The organism is Ruminococcus sp., from assembly GCF_024691275.1.
Taxonomy (GTDB): Bacteria; Bacillota; Clostridia; order Oscillospirales; family Ruminococcaceae; genus Ruminococcus.
On the sequence record NZ_JAILNU010000022.1, the window covers coordinates 1 to 21,070 of the forward strand.

A 21,070-nucleotide genomic window follows, 5' to 3' on the forward strand; every position below is an offset into this window, starting at 1 on the left:
TCAGGTGGAAGAATTTGCTGTTAATTATGCTAAATGGCTTTATGAGCATAAATTGGACGGACGTCATAGAATCAATATAGTCAAGGATATGGATGTTACACAAATAACATATGGAGAAATATCGGATATCTATGATTATGACAATTATTTAGGATTTTATGATTTCCTTTTTGATTCAAGCAAAAAAAACATCCTACAATGTGAGCATTTAAATGGAAATCGAGCGCAACATGATTATGCTGTCGAAGAATATTTTAATAATTAATAAAGGAGTATGTTTAAATGTTACTAAATGGAGAATACATTGAAAAATTATCAGATGAAGAATTATGCATGATTGAACAGTTAACCTATCTTGATGAAATGGTTGCAGCCTCTTACAATTCTTAGCTCTAAGTTCTTAGTTCATAGTTCTTGATTTTTCGTCTTGACAAATACTGCAATATCGTGTATAATAATAACATATCTAAAGGCGATGATGAAGAGGAGTACGTGAGATACCCGATTTTCAGAGAGCTGCCGCGCGGTGAAAGGCAGTATGAGGGCTTGCGGAAGTAGCTTCGGAGCTTCGTGTGCCAACGGCTTGTGCTCAGTAGTATGCGGCGTGATCCTCACGTTACAGGGGAAGAAGCTTGCAGGCTTCGCAGAGTGCGGGAGAAAACTCCCGAATTCAGGTGGTAACACGGACTTTAGTTCGCCCTGAACCTTAGTGGTTCGGGGCTTTTTTAATTCGGAATTATGAGAGAAAGTTTATTTGTTCCTGTAAGAGAACACCTTGATTCCGAATTCTACACTCCGAATTCCTAATTTAACTGACTGAAAGGAAGATCTGAATGGCAAAGGAACTTGCTAAGGCATATAATCCTAAGGACTTTGAGGACAGGATATATGCTGCTTGGAATGAAAAGGGCTGCTTCCGTGCAGAGGCTGACCCTAAGAAAACACCGTACACTATTGTTATACCCCCTCCGAACATCACGGGACAGCTCCACATGGGTCACGCTCTTGACGAGACTTTACAGGATATCCTTATCCGCTGGAAGCGTATGAGCGGCTACAGTGCACTGTGGCTCCCGGGTACAGATCACGCTGCTATCGCTACAGAGGCTAAGATAGTTGAGGCTATGCGCAAGGAAGGCGTTACTAAGGAAGACCTCGGTCGTGAGGGCTTCATGAAACGTGCATGGGAGTGGAAGAAGCAGTACGGCGGTCGTATCGTTGAACAGCTCAAAAAGCTCGGTTCTTCCTGCGACTGGTCACGCGAGCGTTTTACTATGGACGAGGGCTGCTCAAAGGCTGTTAAGGAAGTATTTATAAAGTACTACGAAAAAGGTCTCATCTACAGAGGTGAGCGTATAATAAACTGGTGCCCTAAGTGCCGCACATCTCTTTCCGACGCTGAGGTAACCTACGAGGATCAGGCAGGTCATTTCTGGCATCTCCGCTATAAGATCAAGGACAGCGACGGCTACCTTGAACTGGCTACAACACGTCCTGAGACACTCCTCGGCGATACAGCTGTTGCTGTAAATCCTAAGGACGAGCGCTATACAGACCTGGTCGGCAAGACAGTTATCCTTCCTATCGTTCACAGAGAGATACCTATCGTTGCCGATGACTACGTTGAAATGGACTTCGGTACAGGCGTTGTTAAGATAACTCCTGCTCACGACCCTAACGACTTCGAGGTAGGTCTCCGCCATAATCTGCCCGTTATAAACGTTATGAACGACGATGCTACTATCGTTGACGATTATCCTGCATATGCCGGTATGGATCGCTACGAGGCAAGAAAGAAGATCGTTGAAGACCTCGAAAAGGAAGGCGCTCTCGTTAAGATAGAGGAGTACAGCCATAACGTTGGTACCTGCTACCGCTGCGGTACAACTGTTGAGCCAAAGGTCTCCACACAGTGGTTCGTTAAGATGAAGCCCCTTGCAGAGCCTGCTATCAAGGCTGTAAAGAACGGCGATACAAAGTTCGTTCCCGAGCGTTTCGACAAGATATACTTCCACTGGCTCGAAAATATCAAGGACTGGTGTATCTCGCGTCAGATCTGGTGGGGACATCAGATACCTGCATTCTACTGCGATTCATGCGGCGAAATGGTCGTAACAAAGGAGAGCAGTGCAGTTTGTCCTAAGTGCGGAAAGCCTATGAGACAGGATCCTGATACTCTCGATACATGGTTCAGTTCTGCACTCTGGCCGTTCTCAACACTGGGCTGGCCTGAGAATACAGAAGACCTCAAATACTTCTACCCAACAAATACTCTCGTAACAGGCTATGATATCATCTTCTTCTGGGTTATCAGAATGATGTTCAGCGGTCTGGAGAACATGGGAAAAGTTCCGTTCGATACGGTTCTTATCCACGGTCTGGTTCGTGACTCGCAGGGACGCAAGATGTCCAAGTCGCTGGGCAACGGTATCGACCCTCTCGAAGTTATCAGCGAGTACGGTGCTGACGCTCTCAGATTCATGCTCGCTACAGGCAACTCGCCGGGAAATGATATGCGTTATATCGACGACAAGGTAAAGGCTGCCCGTAACTTCGCAAACAAGCTCTGGAACGCTTCACGTTTTATCATGATGAATCTCCCCGAGGACTTCGAGTTCAAGGGACTTCCAACAGAGCTTGAGCTTGAGGACAAGTGGCTCGTAAACAAGTTCAACCAGCTTGCTAAGGAAGTGGGCGAGAACCTCGACAGATACGAGCTCGGCGTTGCTTCACAGAAGATATACGACTTTATCTGGGACGTATTCTGCGACTGGTACATTGAGCTCACAAAGCCAAGAATACAGGCAGGCGGCGAGACAATGGCAAAGGCTCAGGCTGTTCTTGTATGGGCTATGCAGGGTATGCTGAAGCTTCTCCACCCATTCATGCCGTTCATCACTGAGGAGATATGGCAGGTTCTCAACAATGAGAAGTCTATGATAATCCTCGAAAAGTATCCTACTTATGATGCTTCTATCGACTTCGCTGCCGAGGAAAAGGCTTTCGAGAAGATAATCTCAGCTATTAAGGCTGTAAGAAATACACGTACAGAAATGAACGTACCGCCGTCGGTAAAGGCTAAGCTCTTCATCGAGACTGCTGACAAGGAGCTCTTTAACTCATGTGCAGTATTCTTCGAGAAGCTTGCTTCCGCTTCCGCAGTTGAGACAGGTGACCAGTTCGATATCCCCGATTCTGCAAACGCAGTTACAGACTCCGCTCGTATCTTTATCCCTATGGACGAGCTCGTTGACAAGGAGAAGGAGATAGCTCGTCTCGAAAAGGAAAAGGCTAAGGTACAGAAGGACATCGACTTCCTCAGCGGAAAGCTCAATAATCAGGGCTTTATCGCAAAGGCTCCTGCACAGCTTATCGACGCTGAAAAGGCAAAGCTTGCAAAGGCTGAGGAGAAAATGGCTAAGATAGAGCAGTCTATCGCAGCATTCAAAAAGTAAGCTATATCACAAAAGGGCGGCATCTGCCGCCCTTATATTTTTCATCTGGATACAGAAAAGCTCCCGTTCAGGGAGCTTTTTCCGCTTATTGAAAGAAGAATTATATGAAAGGAAAATATCAATCTTTGTTGTCAGCATCGTCTTCTTCATCGTCGGCATCTTCGCCGAGGATATTGTCCATGATGTCCTTTTTGTCTTTGCGTGAGCTGTCAGCAGGCTTCTTTATCTTTTCGTCTTCCTCAGCCTTTTTGTCCTCAGCTTCGTCGGACTTGTTTTCCTTGTCAGCCTTCTTGCTGTCCTTGTCCTTCTTGGTATCATCTTTTTCGTCATCTTCAGGCTTTTCTTCGCGTTTCTGCTCGTCGAGAGTTACCTTTACAGTCTTTTCGTCACCGTCTCTTATGAGCTTGATCTCTACTGTTTCGCCGGCGGAGTATTTGTTCTTCTCAGCTGTGAGCTCAGCACCGGTTTTGACTTTTTTGCCTTCGATCTCAACGATGATATCGCCCTTGCGGATACCTGCCTTGTCAGCAGCACTGCCATCGGAAACTGAGTATACATATATGCCGACAGGAAGATCATACATCTTGGAAACTGTCTCTGTAACGTCCTGACAGCTGATACCGAGCTGCGGCTTGCCTGTAACATAGCCGTATTTCATAAGATCATCAATGATAGATGATGTGAGGTTTGAAGGGATAGCAAAGCCGATACCCTCGATAGAAGCTCCTGATGATGCGTAAGATGAGGACATCTTTGAGGAATTGATACCGATGACCTGACCGTACTTATTGATAAGCGGTCCGCCTGAGTTACCTGAGTTGATAGCGGCATCAGTCTGGATAAGATTCATTGCCTTGTCGTTGATGGTGATATTACGGTCAAGACCTGAGATCATACCGCCTGTAACTGTATTTTTAAGGTCAAAGCCAAGCGGGTTGCCGATAGCGATAACCGACTCGCCAAGCTTGAGTTCGTCGCTGTTGCCGAATTCAGCAGCTGTAAGACCTTCCTCGTCGATCTTGATGACTGCAAGATCACAGTCAACATCATACTCTATAACCTCTGCATCGTAGGTCTTGTCGCCTTCTGTAATTACCGAAACGCTGTCTGCAAGACCTGCGCCGTATTCACTGTCAAATATAACATGGGCATTTGTTACGATATAGCCGTTTTCAGATATGATAACACCTGTGCCTGTTCCCGAAAAGTTGTTTGATGAAGGCATACTGCTTCCGCCAAAGTCAAAGCCAAAACCAAAGTCTGAGAAACTGTTGCGAGCGTTTTCAACTGTGAAAGAAGATTCAATACCAACTACTGATGGAAGTAACTTTTCAACGATCTCTTCTGTAGAGAGCTCATTGCCCGTTGTCTTTTTTGTATTTATTATGCTTACGTTCTGAGCATTGAGCGTATCGCTGCTCTCTCTCTTTGCAGATGCTTTGACAGAATCTTTCTCGCTGCTCTCAGATGAAGAAGATGTTCTGAAAACGTTTTCACCTGCGAACTGGCGGTATGCTCCGATAGAACCTGCTGATACGAGTGCCATTGCCATTATGAAAGCAGCAGCTTTTATGCCGCGGTGCTTCTTTGGCTGCTTCTGTGCATTAGCATCAGTGCTGAAACCTGTGTAAACCTCATTATTGTTCTGAGCCTGCTGCTCGTTATTGTTATTATAGTTATATTCATTCATATTGTTCACTTTCCCTTTCAAATTTATTTGTATCTGAGGTTCTCCCTCAGCCTGTGATTATATTATATTGGGGATATGTGAAATTAATTTGCGATAATTGTATTGTTTTAAGGAAGTTTGTGTGTAATTTTTTTCACAATACACGATGTTATGTGAAAAGTGCGTTAAAACAGTGAACGATTCTCCTCGGATTTGTGTTTTTTGTGCTTGCATTATTCTGTCAGTTATGATATAATAAAAACATTATATATAAGGAAAGGAATTATATGGACAGTTCAGATATATGGAAGATAGTTCTTGTCATTGCTATGATGATCTTCTCAGCACTCTTCTCGGGAACTGAGACAGCTTTTTCCAGCGTGAACAAGCTCCGCCTTAAAAATTATGAGGCACAGGGCAGCAGAAAGGCAAAAAAGGCACTTAAACTGGCAAACCGCTTCGATGAGGTGCTCACGGCAGTTCTTATAGGTAATAATATAGTGAATATAGCTACTTCATCGGTGAGCACCATCGTTTTCATAAAGCTTATCGGAAGCAAGGGGGCAGCGGTATCCACTATAGTTGTAACAGTGCTTGTGCTGATATTCTGTGAGGTGCTTCCGAAGTCATACGCAAAGAAGAATGCCGAGAAACTGGCGCTCGCCTTTGCAGGACCGCTCTCGTTCCTTGTCATGTTGTTCAAGCCCTTTGTGTGGCTGCTGAATAAACTCTCGTCGGCTGTTGCCAAAGGTGATGACGCTCCAAGCGTTACCGAGGACGAGCTGAAGTATATGATCGACGAGATCGAGGAGCAGGGTGTTATTGAGGAGCAGGAGAGCGAACTCGTTAAGAGCGCTCTGGAATTTGACGAGATAACCGTCAACGAGATACTTATTCCCCGCGTAAAGGTCATAGGTGTTGAGATGAGCTCGACTATCGACGATATAAAAGAGCTTTTCAGCAGCGAGATGTATTCGCGTCTGCCGATATATGAGAAAAGTCTCGATAATATCAAGGGTATCATCACAAATAAGGCTTTTTTCAAGATGCTCGTTGAGGGCGGAAGCGATATCACCGAGATCATTCAGGAAGTACCGCATATCGCCGATACAAAACTGATAAGCGAGGCTATGCGCGATATGCAGCGCTCAAAGGTGCATCTTGCTGTAGTTATCGACCAGTACGGAGGGACAAAGGGTATCGTTACTCTTGAGGACATCATCGAGGAGCTCGTTGGCGAAATATACGACGAGGATGACGAGATCGAGACTAATATCGTTATGATAGCTCCTGACAAGTACGAGGTAGCAGGCGATATGAGCATAAGTGATATGCTGGAGATGCTCGATCTTGACGAGGACATGATAACTACAGATTATACTTCCGTGGGCGGCTGGGTCACTGACGTTATGGAGCATATCCCTGATGCAGGCGAGACAGCCGAAAGCGGCATTTTCCGTATTACCGTATCTGAGGTAAACGAGCAGACTGTGGAAAAGGTGATAATCGAAGTTCTTCCCCATGATGACGATGAAGACGAAGATGAGGACGAATAGCGTTATTAAAATAAATGTGAAATCAAAAGATAAGAGCTCAAAGATATGTGTAATTGCAGCAGTATAATTCATTTTTCAGTTTTTAGCCAGCTTCATCAGCGGAAAAATATCAAGGCTGTTCGATTATTCGTCTTATAATGGATAATACGAAAAAACTCCCCATTATCGGGGAGTTTTTCATTTATTCAACTATACCTTCGCTCTTTCCGATAGTTAGGACAAAGCCACGGTTTATGGGCATGATGCCGTTAGGTTCAACGTTTCTCACGGAATTATCAGGCAGCTTTACGCTCCATGTCTGGTCTGAAAGATTGCGGAGAGCGTGTTTGCTGGGATCTTTTTTATTGCGTACAACTTCGCCGATGATCTTGTGGAAGTCGCCGTCCGTATCGCCTGTCATGCCCTCATAGAGCTTAGCTCCGCCAAATGCAGGCAGCTCAAAGCGCTTGAACTTGATACTGTCTGTGCAGGTGAGATGATCGCCGCAGTACATACAGCTTACGGTATATTTCGGAGTGATAAATGTTTCCTTGCCGCAGTGAGGGCAGGGGACTGTCTCGCTCCTGAGCTTTATGAAGGCGTCCAGCCATGTGAGCTCGATAATGCGGTCATATGGCGGCTGAACAGAACTTTTGCCGAAGGACTGTGTAAAGAGGTCGCGGATATAGTCGGGATAGATCTTCCAGAATCGGAGAGTATTTGTGTTGAGCTGAGTATTTGCCGCATTTCGGTCGTCTTCGGGGTCGAGGACGAAAACAGGATCGCTGCCGTAGAACTTCTTTTCAAGCTCCGGTGTCATACACGGCGGAGTGGAGTATTTGCCCTCAAGGGGGTGCTCGATGAAGAGCATACGGAACAGTATTACAGCCAGTGAAAAGCGGTCGGAACGCTTATCAGGCGAACCGCCGAGAACTACTTCGGGAGCCATATATCGCTGTTTGCCTGCAATACCGAAGTTCACGCCGCGTTCTGAAACATTGTCGTTGTCGCATATGAGAACATCACCGTTCTCGGGATTGATGAAGAAGTTGCCGTTGTTCAGGTCCTGATAGCTGTAGCCGTCATTGTGGAGAGCACGGAAGCCCTCGATGATGTTGATAGCAGCGTTGCAGCGGGCTGTGATATTGGCGAAGCTTGCCTTCATTTTGCGCTGCTTGGGGTCCCAGAGCAGGAAGCGTGTGAGCTCATCATATCCCTTTGGACGGAGAGGCATGATATAGCCGAAGCTTCCGTCTATCCAGTTGGACAGCTCCTCAGGCCAGAGAAAAGCCTTGGTAGGAGCTCCTTTTTTTATGTTTGCGCGGAGATTCTCATAGAACTCCTGTGGATTTTTCATTTTGTCTATGGTAGACTTGTGGTACCATTTAAGTGCCATTTCCTTGCCGCCGCATTCTACTCTGTAGACATTTCCCTGACCTCCGCCGCCGAGAAATTCGAGTATCGTGAATGTGGAGTTATAGATAGTTCTGCCTTTGTATCCTACTTTGAGTTCTGCCATGGTATGCTCCTTTCGTGATTTACGTGGTTTGGCTTATCAAAAAGGCGGCTGAGCCGCCTGATATATTATTGGTTCGAGAATTCTTCATTCTGCGGACGTGATGAAGTTGTTGCCGTTGTCTCAGCAGCAGGCTGAGCTGCGGCGCTTGCTGCCGTGGTGCTTGCAGGAGCAGCAGGAGTCTGGACAACTGTATTGGCACAGAGCCAGTCGCACCATGTTGCGTAGTATTTCGCAAGAACGTGAACACCGTCGCTGCAAAAATCGGCAGTGAGAGCTCCGTTAGCGTCATCGAAAACGCCGTTAACGTCAATATAGAATGTTTTCTGATTATCAGCCATTTCGCTTATGCGGGCATTGAGAGCGTTTATGCGCTCGTTGGATATTGCAGCGGTCTCTGCATATGTTGCAACATGGAGGTTTGCAAGGAGGTATACGATAGTATCGGGCTGAGCCTGACGTATACCGTCCACTACCTTTCTGTAAGCCGAAACAGTGTATTCGATATCGTTGCCGACCTCGTTTATACCGAGCATAAGGTATACCTTGCCGAACTTCTTTGTATTCAGGAAGTCCCATAAAGTGCTGCCGTTTACAGTGGAATTGTCGATCTTATATGCAGAAAGACCGATATCGCAGAAATACTGTGCATTTTTCAGTGTGCCGTAATCGCGGATACCGACTGTACGCGAATCGCCGATAAAGAGAGCGTCGTCGAAGTACTCGGGACCGCTCTGGGCGAATACTGTCTGCTGTACAGTAGGAGCCTCTGTTGCAGGCTGAATTGCCTCGGTAGGAGAGGTAACATTCTCGCCGTTTTCATTTGTCTGGGGAACGGTCGTAGCAGCTTCAGAAGCCGGCTGCGAAGCCTGATTTGACTGCTGAGTCGAGATAACAGGAGCTTTTACATCTTCCTTGGGCTTTTTTAGCTCGCTGTTTTTCCATATCTGCTTATATATGAACGGTGAAGCCACGAAGCAGGTGAGAAGAAGGATCACCGTGTATATGCATTGCTTAAATTTGTTCACGCTTGTCTCTCCTTAAAATCTGAAATACATGAATGGGTCGTCAAGACCTTTATACATACAGTAGACTGATGCCCAGAAAACAGCCAGAAGTACCAGTGTTGTGAATGCGGAATTCTTTGTTTTCTTGTAAATAGCCTGGGGGATCCTTGTGGAGAATATGATCGCTGCCGCGAAATATTTCCAGTATTTAGTCCAGTACATTACATAATCCTTATCCATAATGGCGTAGGTCTTCTGCGGAAGGAACGGCATAAGTCTCTTGAAGTATATGCCGAGCTGGTGGAAGTCTGTTATAGCGAAGAGCAGCCATGTCAGCGGTATTATCAGCATCATATAGAGGTGTCCGAGGGGCTTTATCCTGTTCAGTGTCTTGCCTGTCCAGCGTTTTTCGCTCATGATTATGAGAAACAGCACCATGCCCCAGAGTACGAAGTTCCAGCTTGCACCATGCCATAGACCCGTAAAGAGCCATACGATGAAGGTGTTGCGTATCATTTTGCTGTTTCCCTTTCGGTTTCCGCCGAGAGGGATATATATGTAATCCTTGAACCATGAACCGAGGGTCATGTGCCAGCGCCGCCAGAACTCTGTCATAGTGAGTGAGAGATAGGGGTGATCGAAGTTCCTCGGGAGGTTGAAGCCCATTATCTTTCCGAGACCAATCGCCATGAGGGAGTAGCCGCAGAAATCAAAGTAGAGCTGGAATGAGTATGCGAATATTCCGAGCCATGCAAGCCGTGAGGATATGCTCTCATATCCTATCATGGAGATATCGCTCCACAGACCGCCTATCTGGTTGGCGATGAGGACCTTGTATCCAAGACCGATAGTGAAGGTCTTGAGACCGTCCTCCACCTTTTGAATGGTGTGGGTACGGTTTTTCAGCTCCTTTGCGACGTGGTCGTAAGTGACTATAGGTCCCGCGATAAGCTGAGGGAACATACTTATGTAAGCTCCGTAATTTATGAGATTCTTCTCAGCTTTAGCCTTGCCTTTGTAGACATCGGCGATATAGGATACGTTCTGGAACGTATAGAAGCTGATACCGATAGGGAGGATAATATCCTTTATGGTAAGGCTCGTATGGAATATAGCGTTGATATTCTCACCGCCGAATGACCAGTACTTGAAGAATATCAGCCACCAGAAGTTGAAGGCGGTTCCGAAAAACAGCCACGCTTTTTTGGCATGGCGGCTGTTTTCGATGAACTGACCGACAATAAAGTTAAGCAGAGTTGTCAGCAGAAAAAGAAAAATATAAACAGGTTTCTTAACTCCGAGACTGTAGAAAATGACGCTGCCCGCGAATATGACAAGATTTTTATACTCTTTTCTTGAACACGCATAGATCAGCATAAAAATAGGTAGGAAAATAAAAATAAATTCCAAGCTGCTGAAGACCAAATATACCACCCTTTGTAAAATCTTTTGCCCGAGATCGGCTTAATTGATATGTATGTAAAATCTACGAAAAATAGCAATAAATAAACTCATACATTATTATTCTACACGTTATTTTTTTAAAAGTCAATAGCTTTGGAATAATGTAGCAATTTGCAGTAAAAAAGTGAATCCGTTGCGTAATATTTAGATGTATTCTGACAAAGAGGGTAAGCTTTGCGCAAATGAAAAAGCTCCCTGAAAAACAGGGAGCTTTGTGTCATATTTTAGTAGCGGTCAGGAGTATCATTATCATACACGCAGGGCATATGAACTTTATCATGACATTGTAAAGGAGCTTTGAACGGAATTGCTTTTCGCCGAGCATTACCTCCTCTTCAACGTACTTGGTCTTGACTACATAGCCTATAAGTATGCAGGTGAGGAGAGCAAGCACGGGCATCATCAGGTTATTCGTGATGAAGTCGAAGAAATCAAGCATCTGCATTTTGAATATAGTGAAGTCCGAGCATACGCTGTAGCCGAGTACTGAAAGCATACCCAGTCCGAGAGTTATACCTATTACGATAACGCAGCTGACTGTACGGCTGAGCTTGAATTTCTCGATAACTACTGCAACGACTGTCTCCATGAGTGAAATGGAAGAGGTGAGAGCAGCAAGGGTAACGAGTATGAAGAATGCAGCTCCGATGAACTGACCTGCGGGCATATCAGCGAATACCTTTGGCAGAGTGTCGAACATGAGTCCCGGACCTGCGTTGAGGGCGGACTTGTCTCCGCCTGAGAATACGAATACCGCTGGAACGATGATAAGTCCTGCAAGGATAGCCACAAGAGTATCAAATATCTCTATCTGGCGCACGGAGCTTTCAAGAGAGTCCGCCTTGCGCATATACGAGCCGTATGTGACCATGATACCCATTGCTATGGACATTGAGTAAAAGAGCTGTCCGCAGGCTGCGGCAATGGTTTTAAAGAACTTTGAAGCTGTGAAGCCGTTAAAATCAGGGAGCAGGTAGTATTTCAGTCCGTCGCCTGCGCCGTCAAGAGTGAGAGTATATACTGCTATGCCTATAATGAGTATAAGAAGTACGGGCATGAGTAATTTGCTCACCTTTTCGATGCCCTTTTCAACACCGAAGAATACTGCAACAGATGTGAGAAGTACGAAGATTATGAAGAATATGGTAGGCTGCTCCAGAAGACCGATGAAGTGAGCAAAGAACGAGAGCTCTGCTTCGGGATCGGAGGCAGATGCAAAAGTCGCCTTTGAAGCTTCCTCGCCGCCGCCTGTTACGAAAACGGTCATATACTTCAGTACCCAGCCGCCTATAACGCAGTAATACGGGAGTATCAGTGCAGGTATGACAGCTGCGAGGATACCCAGAGGAGCAAATTTACTGTTCACGGTCTTGTAAGCTCCGATGACGCTTTTTCCTGTGCGTCTGCCGATGGCTATTTCAGTGAGCATGAGTGTGAAACCAAATGTGATCGCGAAGATTATGTAGATCAACAGGAAGATACCGCCGCCGTACTTAGCAGCAAGATAGGGGAAACGCCAGATATTTCCCAGACCTACCGCAGAGCCTGCCGCAGCCAGTACAAAGCCTATCTTTGAACCGAAGCCGCCTCTTGCGGAGGGAGATTTAGAATCGTTTTTCATATAAACATTTTCCTTTCAGATAGTTTTGAAATAAAAATACAAACCTAATTATAGCACCGAAATGACCATTAGTCAATATGTATTTTTGCGCTTTTAAGGTTACGCAAAAGGGCTGCCTTTATTAGACAGCCCCCTAATGTTTTATTCTATGCCAGCCTGCTGTTTTGCAGCTGTAAGTGTGTTCTTCATGAGCATTGCTATTGTCATAGGACCAACGCCGCCCGGAACAGGTGTTATGTAAGATGCCTTCTTCTCAGCAGACTCAAACTCAACATCTCCGCAGAGCTTTCCGTTGTCAAGACGGTTCATGCCTACGTCGATAACAACAGCGCCTTCCTTTATCATATCCCCTGTAACGAAGTTTGCGCGTCCGACAGCAACTACCAGAATATCAGCTCCGAGGCATATTTCCTTGAGATTCTTTGTCTTTGAGTGGCATATCGTAACAGTGCCGTTCTTTTGGAGGAGAAGCATTGCCTGCGGCTTGCCGACGATATTGCTTCTGCCGATAACTACGCACTGCTTGCCTGTGATGTCTGTGCCTGTGCTCTCGATAAGTCTCATTACGCCGGCAGGTGTGCAGGGAAGGAATGAGTACTCACCGATCATGATCTTGCCCACGTTGATAGGGTGGAATGCGTCAACGTCCTTTTCGGGAGAGATAGCATTGATGATAGCCTTCTCGTCGATGTGCTTGGGAAGTGGGAGCTGAACGAGGATACCGTTAACTCTGTCATCGCGGTTGAGAACATTTACCAGGTCGAGGAGCTGCTCCTGAGTGGTAGCTTCGTCAAGAGCGTACTCGAATGACTGGAAGCCTACAGCCTCACAAGCCTTTTTCTTGTTGTTTACGTATACTCTTGAAGCGGGATCGTTTCCTACGATAACAACTGCAAGACCTACTTTAAGACCCTTTTCGTCCTTGAGTTTTGCTGCTTCTTCTGCAACCTCAGCTTTAACTGCTGCTGAAACTGCTTTTCCGTCTATTAACTGTGCCATTTATTTATCCTCCTTGTTTTTGTCGGACTTTTCGTCCTCTGTATCAGGTTTATTATTATCGGGCGACTGCTTTTCGGCAGCTGCTTCGTCCTCATCTTCATCGTCGTCGATATCAATGTCATCATCGCCGTCGGTATCAATGTCATCATCATCGAAGTCTTCGTCATCGTCGTCATTGAGAATATCGAACTCGTCATCTTCGTTCATGCCTATCTTTGCATCATCGCCCTTGATACCTAAGCGATTTCTGCGGCTCTCGGCAATGAGAAGATGAGATTCTTCGGTGTTTACATAAAGCACAAAGTGCTCAGGGTCGCGTTTTCTCTTTGCGAAGAATACTATCTGGAGTATTACTGATGTTATGAAAATAACAGCTGAGAGAGCCTGCGAAATGCGGATATTTCCAAGCATAAGGCTGTCAGTGCGCAGTCCCTCTACCACAAAGCGCTCAGCGCCGTACCATGCGAGATACATGAGGAAGAGCTGTCCGTCGTACTTCCTGCGCTTTGACCAGAAAGCAAGGATAACGAATCCAAGCAGACACCATACCGATTCATACAGGAAGCAAGGGTGAACAGGTTCGTTCCAGAGCATCGTTACGCCGTTCTGGTAGAGGTCGCCGCCTATCTGCATACTGTCGTTGATAGTACGCTGGATAGTGCCGCCTGTCATGCCGAACAGTGAATCAGTGTTGGTACCGAAGGCTTCCTGATTGAAGAAGTTGCCCCAGCGTCCTATGCCCTGACCGATAAGAAAGCCTATAACGGTTATATCAAGCATCGGGAGCATCTTGACTTTTTTGATCTTGCATATGATAAGTCCTACCAGAAGCGCTCCGATGATGCCGCCGTAAATGGCAAGACCGCCGTTTCTGGTGTTTATGATCTCTTTCCAGTTGCCTTTGTATTCGTCCCAGCGCATTGCAACGTAGTAGATACGTGCGCCGATTATGCCGCCTATGACACCGCCGATAACAACGTCGATAGCTCTGTCGGAGTCGATGCCGAAGCGCTTCATTTTCGGGAGACAGTATACAAGTGCGAGAATGAGACCAAGGGTGATGATAATGCCGTACCACTGGATATTGATACTGCCGATCGAGAATGCAGTGGGGTCGATGCTGAATTTCCACCCGAGATTAGGGAATTGTATCTCGTGCGGGTGCAATAGTGTTTCGGTTTCCATGAGTTATTTCTCCTTTTCAATTATAGACAGAACAGCTCTGTCACGTCGCAGTTCCCTGCGCATAAAATCCATAACATCAGCGCTTGTGAGGGCTGAGATGACTTCTATTGTATCATATGGCGATATCCCGTCAATATAGGAGCTGAGCATAAGATTTGTGACAGCCTCGACGTTGTTGAGCTCTGTTACGAGAGCGCCGTATGAAGATTTTTTGATGCGCTGGAAATCCTTCTCGTTTATGCCCTCCGTCAGAAGTCTGTCGATCTCATTGAACAGCGCCTCGCGGACAAGCTCGGGGAAGTCCGATTCACCTGAGAATATCAGCGTGAAATAGCCGCTGCCGTAGAAGACCTCGCCGCCGAAGGTGGAGTTGATGACACCGTCCTTCAGGAGCTTTTCGCACATAGGCAGCGCAGGGTCGGTAAGCAGTGAAGATGCTACGGAAGCAGCAGTTACGTCCCGCAGCCTTTCCAGACCGAGTCTCGGAGAGCATTTGCAGCCGAGATTGAATATAGAAGCTCCCACAGGCTGTGTCTCGCGTATCTCAGGTCTGACGATACCGTCGGGTTCATCGGGAAATACACATTCCAGACCTTTGTCGGCGCAGGGATGCAGGCATTCGTCACATATTTCGAGGACTTTGTCCGCACTGATGTTGCCTGCGATGGAGAGCACCATATTATTGAGGTTATAGAACGTATCGTAGCACTTGTAGAGCAGGTCGGCATCTATTTTTGCAATACTTTCGGCAGTTCCTGCGATGTCCGTCTTTACGGGGTGAGCGTGGTACATACAGCCGAGCATATTGAAGAATACCCGCCATTCGGGGTTATCGTTGGTCATTTTTATCTCCTGACCGATGATGCCCATTTCCTTATCCACGTTTTCCTGGGTGAAGTAAGGCTCCTGTACGAATTTCAGGAGTATGCGCAGGTTTTCCTCATAGTTTTTGGAGCAGCTGAAAAAGTAGCAGGTCCTGTCGAATGAGGTCATGGCATTGCAGGAAGCGCCTGTCTGCGCGTAGAGCTCGAACACCTTGCAGTCCTCATTCTCGAAGAGCTTATGCTCCAGAAAATGAGCGATACCCTCGGGAACACAGGTGTATTCCGGGTCTGACGATGTTTTGAACACGGTATTTATCGAGCCGTATTTCGTGCCGAACTGTGCTTCGATGCTGCTGAATCCGTTCATTTCGCATATATAGATATCAAGACCGCTGCGATGCTTTACATGGATACAGCTGTCGCCTGTACGGGTGCAGGTAAGGATCTCTTTTTCCATTATTCCTGTACCTCCTTGTTAAGCATGAGATAAACACAGTCAGGTTTCAGCGAGTTTGCGGCTGCTATTATCCGTTCCTTTGTGACAGCGGCGAATTCTTTGTAATGCTCCTGCGGAGTAATGAATCTGCCGTCTGTAAAGCAGTCGAAGAACCACGAGATGTAACCCGAAGGGGAATCGGTTATCTGTAATACCGCATTGTCGAGCGCCATAAGAGCTCCGTTTATCTCATTATCGGTGATATTGCCCTTTTTCATCTCATCGAGCTGTGCAAGTATCTCAGCCTTTGCCTTTTCGATATTGCTGCGCTCAACGCCGCTTTCGACCATGAAAGCTCCTTTTGTTGCCATGGATATGCACGAACAGTAGTAGCACAGGCTGAGTTTTTCGCGGACATTGAGGAAAAGCTTTGAAAAGGGGAGCTCTCCGTAAATGACACTCAGCATTTTAAGCGCATATCTGTCGTCGGAATCGGTCTTGAAGAACATGACCATCTTGCTCTCGTTAACGTCAAATTCTTCTGTGACTGTGAGCGGTTCAGGCTTTAATGGACTGTGGTCGCTGATCTTTACGGGCTTAGGTGAGCGTTTTATCTCAGCAAAGTTTTCGCGGAACATCTCTGCAAGAGAGTCGTCTTTTTGCGGAGAAACGTAATATATCTCTATCTGAGCAGTTCTCAGCATCTCCTGATAGGCTCTGAAAGCATCTTCGGGAGATGCGGCTGAAGCAGCATCGCGGCTGCCGTAAGCTGCACAGCTTGCGGGTTCGTCTCTGAATGCAAGCTTTACTGCCTGAGAAACGGCATAGACGTTTTTCTGGTTCAGTTCACCGTCTATACGGTCTAAAAGGTCTTTTTTGGCAAGGGCGAAGGAATCACTGTCGAAAGCTTCTCCGCATACATTTGGAGAGAACAGGCAGCTGCGGATCAGATCGCGCATCTCACCGCCTATATCCTCGCCGTCGATGGCGTATTTATTGTCGAGCCATGATGCTCTCAGACCAAGTATCTGTGCATTGCCCTTTTTTCTTGCCACTGAACAGAGGACAGCGCCGTATAGCTCAGATAGCTTTTCACACATATCAGCGTAGGTCTTATATCGGCTGTTTGAAATGGTGAGGACCCCTGTGGCAAGGTTGTTCACCGCTGCGGTCTTATCGCTGAGCTCAGTGAGAAAATAGACCGCAAGGGAGCAGGACTTGAACTTATCGTCGATAATGGATGTGAAACCGACGTTATCGCTCAACTCTACCCTTTCATATATCATTAAGCTTACACTCCAATCTTAAAAAGCTATACAGTACATTATAACACATTTGCAGGAAAAATACCATACTATTTTTGTTTTTTTCAGAAATTTTCTTGCTGTTATTATTTATTCGCTAAAACACTTGATTTTTTCACCGCTAAAGTGGTATAATAAAAGTTGTAATGTATGACAAGGAGGCAGTATATGGATTATATCGGCGAGAAATGTCCTGTATGCGGTGAAGTGTTCACTGCGGAGGACGATATAGTTGTATGTCCTGAATGCGGAACGCCGCACCACAGAGCGTGTTACGCTGTTGAGAATAAATGTGCAAATGCTGCTGAACATTCCACAGGGAAAAAATGGGAGCGTTCAGATGCGGAAACAGAAAACGTAAGGATATGTCCAGTGTGTCATTTCCGTAACAGCCGAAGTGCGCTCAACTGTCAGCGCTGCGGTACAGAGCTCAAGGATATCGAGCCTGTCCGTCAGGAGGAGAATATCGGCAATGAACAAGAGCACAGACGTGATCCCTTCGTTATGCCCGAGGAGCTGGCTGACCCGATAAAATTTCTCGGCTATGACGAAAAGGAGGACATGGGCGGCGCAACTATGAAGGAAGTTTCCGACTTTGTTGGGGTAAATACCTTCTATTACCTGCCCAGGTTCAAGCGCATAAAGGACGACGGATTAAAGCCTTCGTTCAATCTTCTCAGTCTCATTTTCCCTTCTCTTTATTTTGCAAGCAGAAAAATGTGGCTGTGGGCAGTTATCGCAGCTTTTCTCGGTATTTTGTTCAATCTGCCTGCCAATCTCCTTTTATACGGCAAGGATATGTCGGCAGAGTTCGGGAAATTCGTTACGGACAATAAACAGATCATATCTTCGATCAGCGAGATATGTCTCGGCCTGGATATGGCAGGAAGAGCGCTGTCGTGCTTTTTTGCCAACTGGCTATATTTCCGTTTTACTCTGAGAACTATTAAAAAGAACAGAAACGGCGGCAGATCTTCATCTGCACTCGGCGGAGTCAAGCCGATGAATATGCTCATAATTACTGTGATAAAGGGAGGTATCGGCTTATTAGCGATTTATCTGCTGTACTTCTCCTTTGATATGATGACGACGATAAGCGATTTCAGTACCCTATGAGCTGCTGCATATCCCGATACTGACATAGGATATGCTGATATCTTAAAAATCAATACAGATAACGATAAATGCTCTTATTTTTCATACTCGGGGGGGAGATAAAATGAAGCTTAGAAGCATTTTGCTGCTGTTTTCGGTTGTCATATGTGTGTTTCTTGTGGGATGCGGTGATATGGACTATCCCACTTATACATACGAGATAAGCAACGGTCTTGGTGAGAATTATCTTGTGAATTACTGCGAACAGGTAAGTTATCCGGAGCATACCACGCGAGTTAAGGTATTCAAGGAGACAAATAAGGTAAGCGACTACGACGGCGGTGCGTATACAGGCTGCAATTCATATACACCGTCACAGGTGATGTATATATGCAGCAAGGATAAAGTGGATTATTACTATCTGCGCACTCAGTGCGGGGAATATGTCGCAGCAGACGGTGTCTCCAGCATAAGAATGAATTATAATATGATGCAGCTCGGTCAGAGCAATGCCGAAATGGACGATCTGGATAAGAGAAACTGTTCAAAGCTTGCATCTAATCTGCGGGAAGCGATATCAGCTGAAGCGGTGATGTGGCGTTTTAATGCCTGCGGATACAGCTCGGATAACTTCATGCAGCTGTACTATTTCCAAAGATGACATATAACGACAGCCCGAAGGCTTTTCAAAAGCCTTCGGGCTGAATTTTTCAGGCGAAAAAAACAGCTCTGCATTAGCGTGATACTCATATAAAAACTTTATATGGAATTAGCGGGAAGTAACCTCTTCCCACTTTCAAAGACTCTTAACACGGATTTTTCGCAGATAGGGTGTTCATGATAATAAAAAAGCCCTGCAAGTTATGCAGGGTGTGCCCTATCAGATAAAAATCCAAGCCTGAAGTTTTATGAAAGAAGTTTGAGAAAGAACCCTTTTTCAAAAGAGTCCTTCCTCAATAACTCGCGTAAAAACTTCTATATAAGTACAATGCTCATATTACAGGGCAGTCATCATTATTTGCTGTAAGATTTTTACGAATAATCCGGATCGGTGTTTGGCCAGAGTCTGTACATAGGAGTATTTGACGTTCCGTCGCCTACCCATATCTCGGTATCTATGGAATCACCGTCACGGTAACATATGAACCAGCGGTTAAGTGGTTTGCCGGCTTTTGAGTGATTGAACCTGATCGGTATTTTGCCTGTTCCTCCAAAGCTGTTTACAGCATCCTGAAATGGCTTAGCTTCTGCGCTTCCTCCGCTCCAGAGTGATCGGTTGCCGCCTGCATTTGATGCGCCGTCCTTGGTACATACAGTTACCAGAGTATATGTTTCTGATGTACCGTTATGCTTTACTGTAACGTTGTGTGTAGTTGTGTTATTTGCTGTATATGAGTCGGTAGCGTCTTCATCATCTGCAATGACAGCCATAACTGTGTCATAAATAGTTTTTGCACTTGTAATGTCAGCCGATCTTCTTGATTTCTTGATGTATCCCATTAAAGAAGGTATGAGTATCGAAGCGAGAACACCAATTATCGCAATAACGACGATCAGCTCGATAAGTGTAAAACCATGTTTCCTGTATTTTGCCATATAAATCCCCCCACAAAATTTATTGTTGCAAAATAATGATGATTTTTCTTAATTATAAAACTATTGCGTTGAAAAGTCAATAGCAATTCAAAAATTTGCCATATAATAAATAAATATGGGAGCATGGTGAATGCTCCCATATAGCGTTATTTCACAATAATCTTCTTAAATGCCTTCTTACCCTTGCGGACGATTATCTCGCCTTCGAGCTTTATCATTTCCTTTGGATCAGACTTCTTTTCATCGTTTACAGTTATACCGCCCTGCTGAACAAGTCTTCTTGCTTCGGATACAGAAGGAGCAAGCTCAGCTTTTACGAGGAGGTTGAGAAGTCCGATAGAACCGTCGGTAAGGTCGGCTGAGTCGATTTCAGCAACGGGCATATTCTCGTTTGAACCGCTGCCTCCGAAGAGTGCCTTTGCAGCAGCCTTTGCCTTTTCAGCCTCTTCTTCTCCGTGAACGAGCTTTGTGAGCTCGTATGCGAGGAGCTCCTTAGCAGCGTTGAACTGAGCGCCTTCCATGGACTTTTCCATTTCCTCAATCTGCTCAACAGGAACGAAAGTGAGCATCTTCAGGCACTTGATAACGTCTGCGTCATCAACGTTTCTCCAGTACTGGAAGAAATCGTAAGGAGAAGTCTTTTCAGGATCGAGCCATACAGCGCCCTTTTCGGTCTTGCCCATCTTCTTGCCCTCTGAGTTGAGGAGAAGGGTGATGGTCATAGCGTAAGCGTCCTTGCCAAGCTTGCGGCGGATAAGCTCTGTGCCGCCGAGCATATTGCTCCACTGGTCGTCGCCGCCGAACTGCATATTACAGCCGTACTTCTGGAAGAGCTGGTAGAAGTCGTAGCTCTGCATTATCATGTAGTTGAATTCGAGGAATGAAAGACCGCGCTCAAGTCTCTGCTTGTAGCACTCAGCTGTGAGCATACGGTTTACGCTGAACTGTGCACCAACTTCGCGGAGAACTTCGATGTAGTTGAGGTTCATGAGCCAGTCTGCGTTGTTTACAACGATAGCCTTGTCATCAGAGAAGTCGATGAAGCGGCTCATCTGCTTCTTGAAGCAGTCAACGTTGTGCTGGATAGTCTCGGGAGTGAGCATCTTACGCATATCGGTCTTGCCTGAAGGGTCGCCGATCATAGCTGTACCGCCGCCGATGAGTACGATAGGCTTGTTGCCTGCCATTTGCATACGCTTCATAAGGCAGAGTGCCATGAAGTGACCTACGTGGAGCGAATCGGCAGTTGGGTCAAAGCCGATATAGAAAGTAGCCTTGCCTGCGTTGACAAGCTCCTCTATCTCCTTTTCGTCTGTAAGCTGCGCGAGGAGTCCTCTGCGCTTGAGTTCTTCAAAAGTAGTCAT

15 protein-coding genes, 1 pseudogene and 1 other annotated feature are annotated in these 21,070 nt (G+C 46.0%); of the genes and pseudogenes, 5 read left to right on the forward strand and 11 right to left on the reverse strand.

Annotation, left to right across the window (positions count from 1 at the left end; genetic code table 11):
- Together K6G33_RS02380 and K6G33_RS02385 are read left to right on the forward strand one after the other, a co-directional pair.
- Nucleotides 1-265 (forward strand): annotated as a pseudogene (locus K6G33_RS02380) (hypothetical protein); the annotation flags it as partial.
- Between the two features lie 201 nt (nt 266-466).
- Nucleotides 467-705: a binding site (T-box leader), on the forward strand.
- Nucleotides 706-833: 128 nt separating this feature from the next.
- Complete coding sequence (locus tag K6G33_RS02385; RefSeq protein ID WP_296775832.1) at nt 834-3,455, forward strand: valine--tRNA ligase; 2,622 nt, start codon at nt 834-836, stop codon at nt 3,453-3,455.
- Between the two features lie 118 nt (nt 3,456-3,573).
- On the opposite strand, the gene K6G33_RS02390 is transcribed toward K6G33_RS02385, so the two are convergent.
- Entirely contained in the window at nt 3,574-5,145 is a 1,572-nt protein-coding gene (locus K6G33_RS02390) for a trypsin-like peptidase domain-containing protein (protein ID WP_296775835.1), read from the reverse strand.
- A gap of 266 nt (nt 5,146-5,411) precedes the next feature.
- On the opposite strand from K6G33_RS02390, the gene K6G33_RS02395 reads away from it, so the two are divergent.
- Nucleotides 5,412-6,680, forward strand: a complete 1,269-nt coding sequence (locus K6G33_RS02395; protein WP_296775837.1) for a hemolysin family protein — start codon at nt 5,412-5,414, stop codon at nt 6,678-6,680.
- A 181-nt stretch (nt 6,681-6,861) separates the two neighbouring features.
- Here the strand turns inward: K6G33_RS02395 and K6G33_RS02400 are convergent, their stop codons facing one another.
- The 8 genes from K6G33_RS02400 to K6G33_RS02435 all read right to left on the reverse strand — a co-directional run bounded on the left by K6G33_RS02400 (nt 6,862) and on the right by K6G33_RS02435 (nt 16,997).
- On the reverse strand, nt 6,862-8,178 hold the full coding sequence (locus K6G33_RS02400; protein WP_296775838.1) for a serine/threonine-protein kinase: 1,317 nt from the start codon (nt 8,176-8,178) through the stop codon (nt 6,862-6,864).
- 65 nt (nt 8,179-8,243) lie between these two features.
- Complete coding sequence (locus K6G33_RS02405) at nt 8,244-9,203, reverse strand: GDSL-type esterase/lipase family protein (RefSeq protein WP_296775841.1); 960 nt, start codon at nt 9,201-9,203, stop codon at nt 8,244-8,246.
- Between the two features lie 12 nt (nt 9,204-9,215).
- The gene (locus tag K6G33_RS02410; protein ID WP_296775843.1) at nt 9,216-10,607 is read right to left on the reverse strand and encodes an MBOAT family protein; all 1,392 of its coding nucleotides are present in this window, start codon (nt 10,605-10,607) and stop codon (nt 9,216-9,218) included.
- A 256-nt stretch (nt 10,608-10,863) separates the two neighbouring features.
- A complete protein-coding gene (locus tag K6G33_RS02415; RefSeq protein ID WP_296775846.1) occupies nt 10,864-12,267 on the reverse strand; it encodes a sodium-dependent transporter in 1,404 nt (467 codons plus the stop codon).
- Between the two features lie 141 nt (nt 12,268-12,408).
- Nucleotides 12,409-13,266, reverse strand: coding sequence for a bifunctional methylenetetrahydrofolate dehydrogenase/methenyltetrahydrofolate cyclohydrolase FolD (gene folD / locus K6G33_RS02420; RefSeq protein ID WP_296775848.1), 858 nt, complete (start codon nt 13,264-13,266; stop codon nt 12,409-12,411).
- Nucleotides 13,267-14,451, reverse strand: a complete 1,185-nt coding sequence (gene lgt, locus K6G33_RS02425) for a prolipoprotein diacylglyceryl transferase (protein ID WP_296775849.1) — start codon at nt 14,449-14,451, stop codon at nt 13,267-13,269.
- Nucleotides 14,452-14,454: 3 nt separating this feature from the next.
- The gene (locus K6G33_RS02430) at nt 14,455-15,732 is read right to left on the reverse strand and encodes a pitrilysin family protein (RefSeq protein ID WP_296775851.1); all 1,278 of its coding nucleotides are present in this window, start codon (nt 15,730-15,732) and stop codon (nt 14,455-14,457) included.
- A complete protein-coding gene (locus K6G33_RS02435; protein ID WP_296775852.1) occupies nt 15,732-16,997 on the reverse strand; it encodes an insulinase family protein in 1,266 nt (421 codons plus the stop codon). Before K6G33_RS02435 ends, K6G33_RS02430 begins: the two co-directional genes overlap by 1 nt.
- 186 nt (nt 16,998-17,183) lie before the next feature.
- Here K6G33_RS02435 and K6G33_RS02440 point away from each other — a divergent pair, with 186 nt between their 5' ends.
- A complete protein-coding gene (locus K6G33_RS02440) occupies nt 17,184-18,131 on the forward strand; it encodes an RING finger protein (RefSeq protein WP_296775855.1) in 948 nt (315 codons plus the stop codon).
- 103 nt (nt 18,132-18,234) lie between these two features.
- The gene (locus tag K6G33_RS02445) at nt 18,235-18,771 is read left to right on the forward strand and encodes a hypothetical protein (RefSeq protein ID WP_296775858.1); all 537 of its coding nucleotides are present in this window, start codon (nt 18,235-18,237) and stop codon (nt 18,769-18,771) included.
- Nucleotides 18,772-19,142: 371 nt separating this feature from the next.
- Here K6G33_RS02445 and K6G33_RS02450 read toward each other — a convergent pair whose 3' ends face one another.
- A complete protein-coding gene (locus K6G33_RS02450; protein WP_296775860.1) occupies nt 19,143-19,706 on the reverse strand; it encodes a type II secretion system protein in 564 nt (187 codons plus the stop codon).
- 146 nt (nt 19,707-19,852) lie between these two features.
- Nucleotides 19,853-21,070, reverse strand: coding sequence for a tyrosine--tRNA ligase (tyrS, locus tag K6G33_RS02455; protein WP_296775862.1), 1,218 nt, complete (start codon nt 21,068-21,070; stop codon nt 19,853-19,855).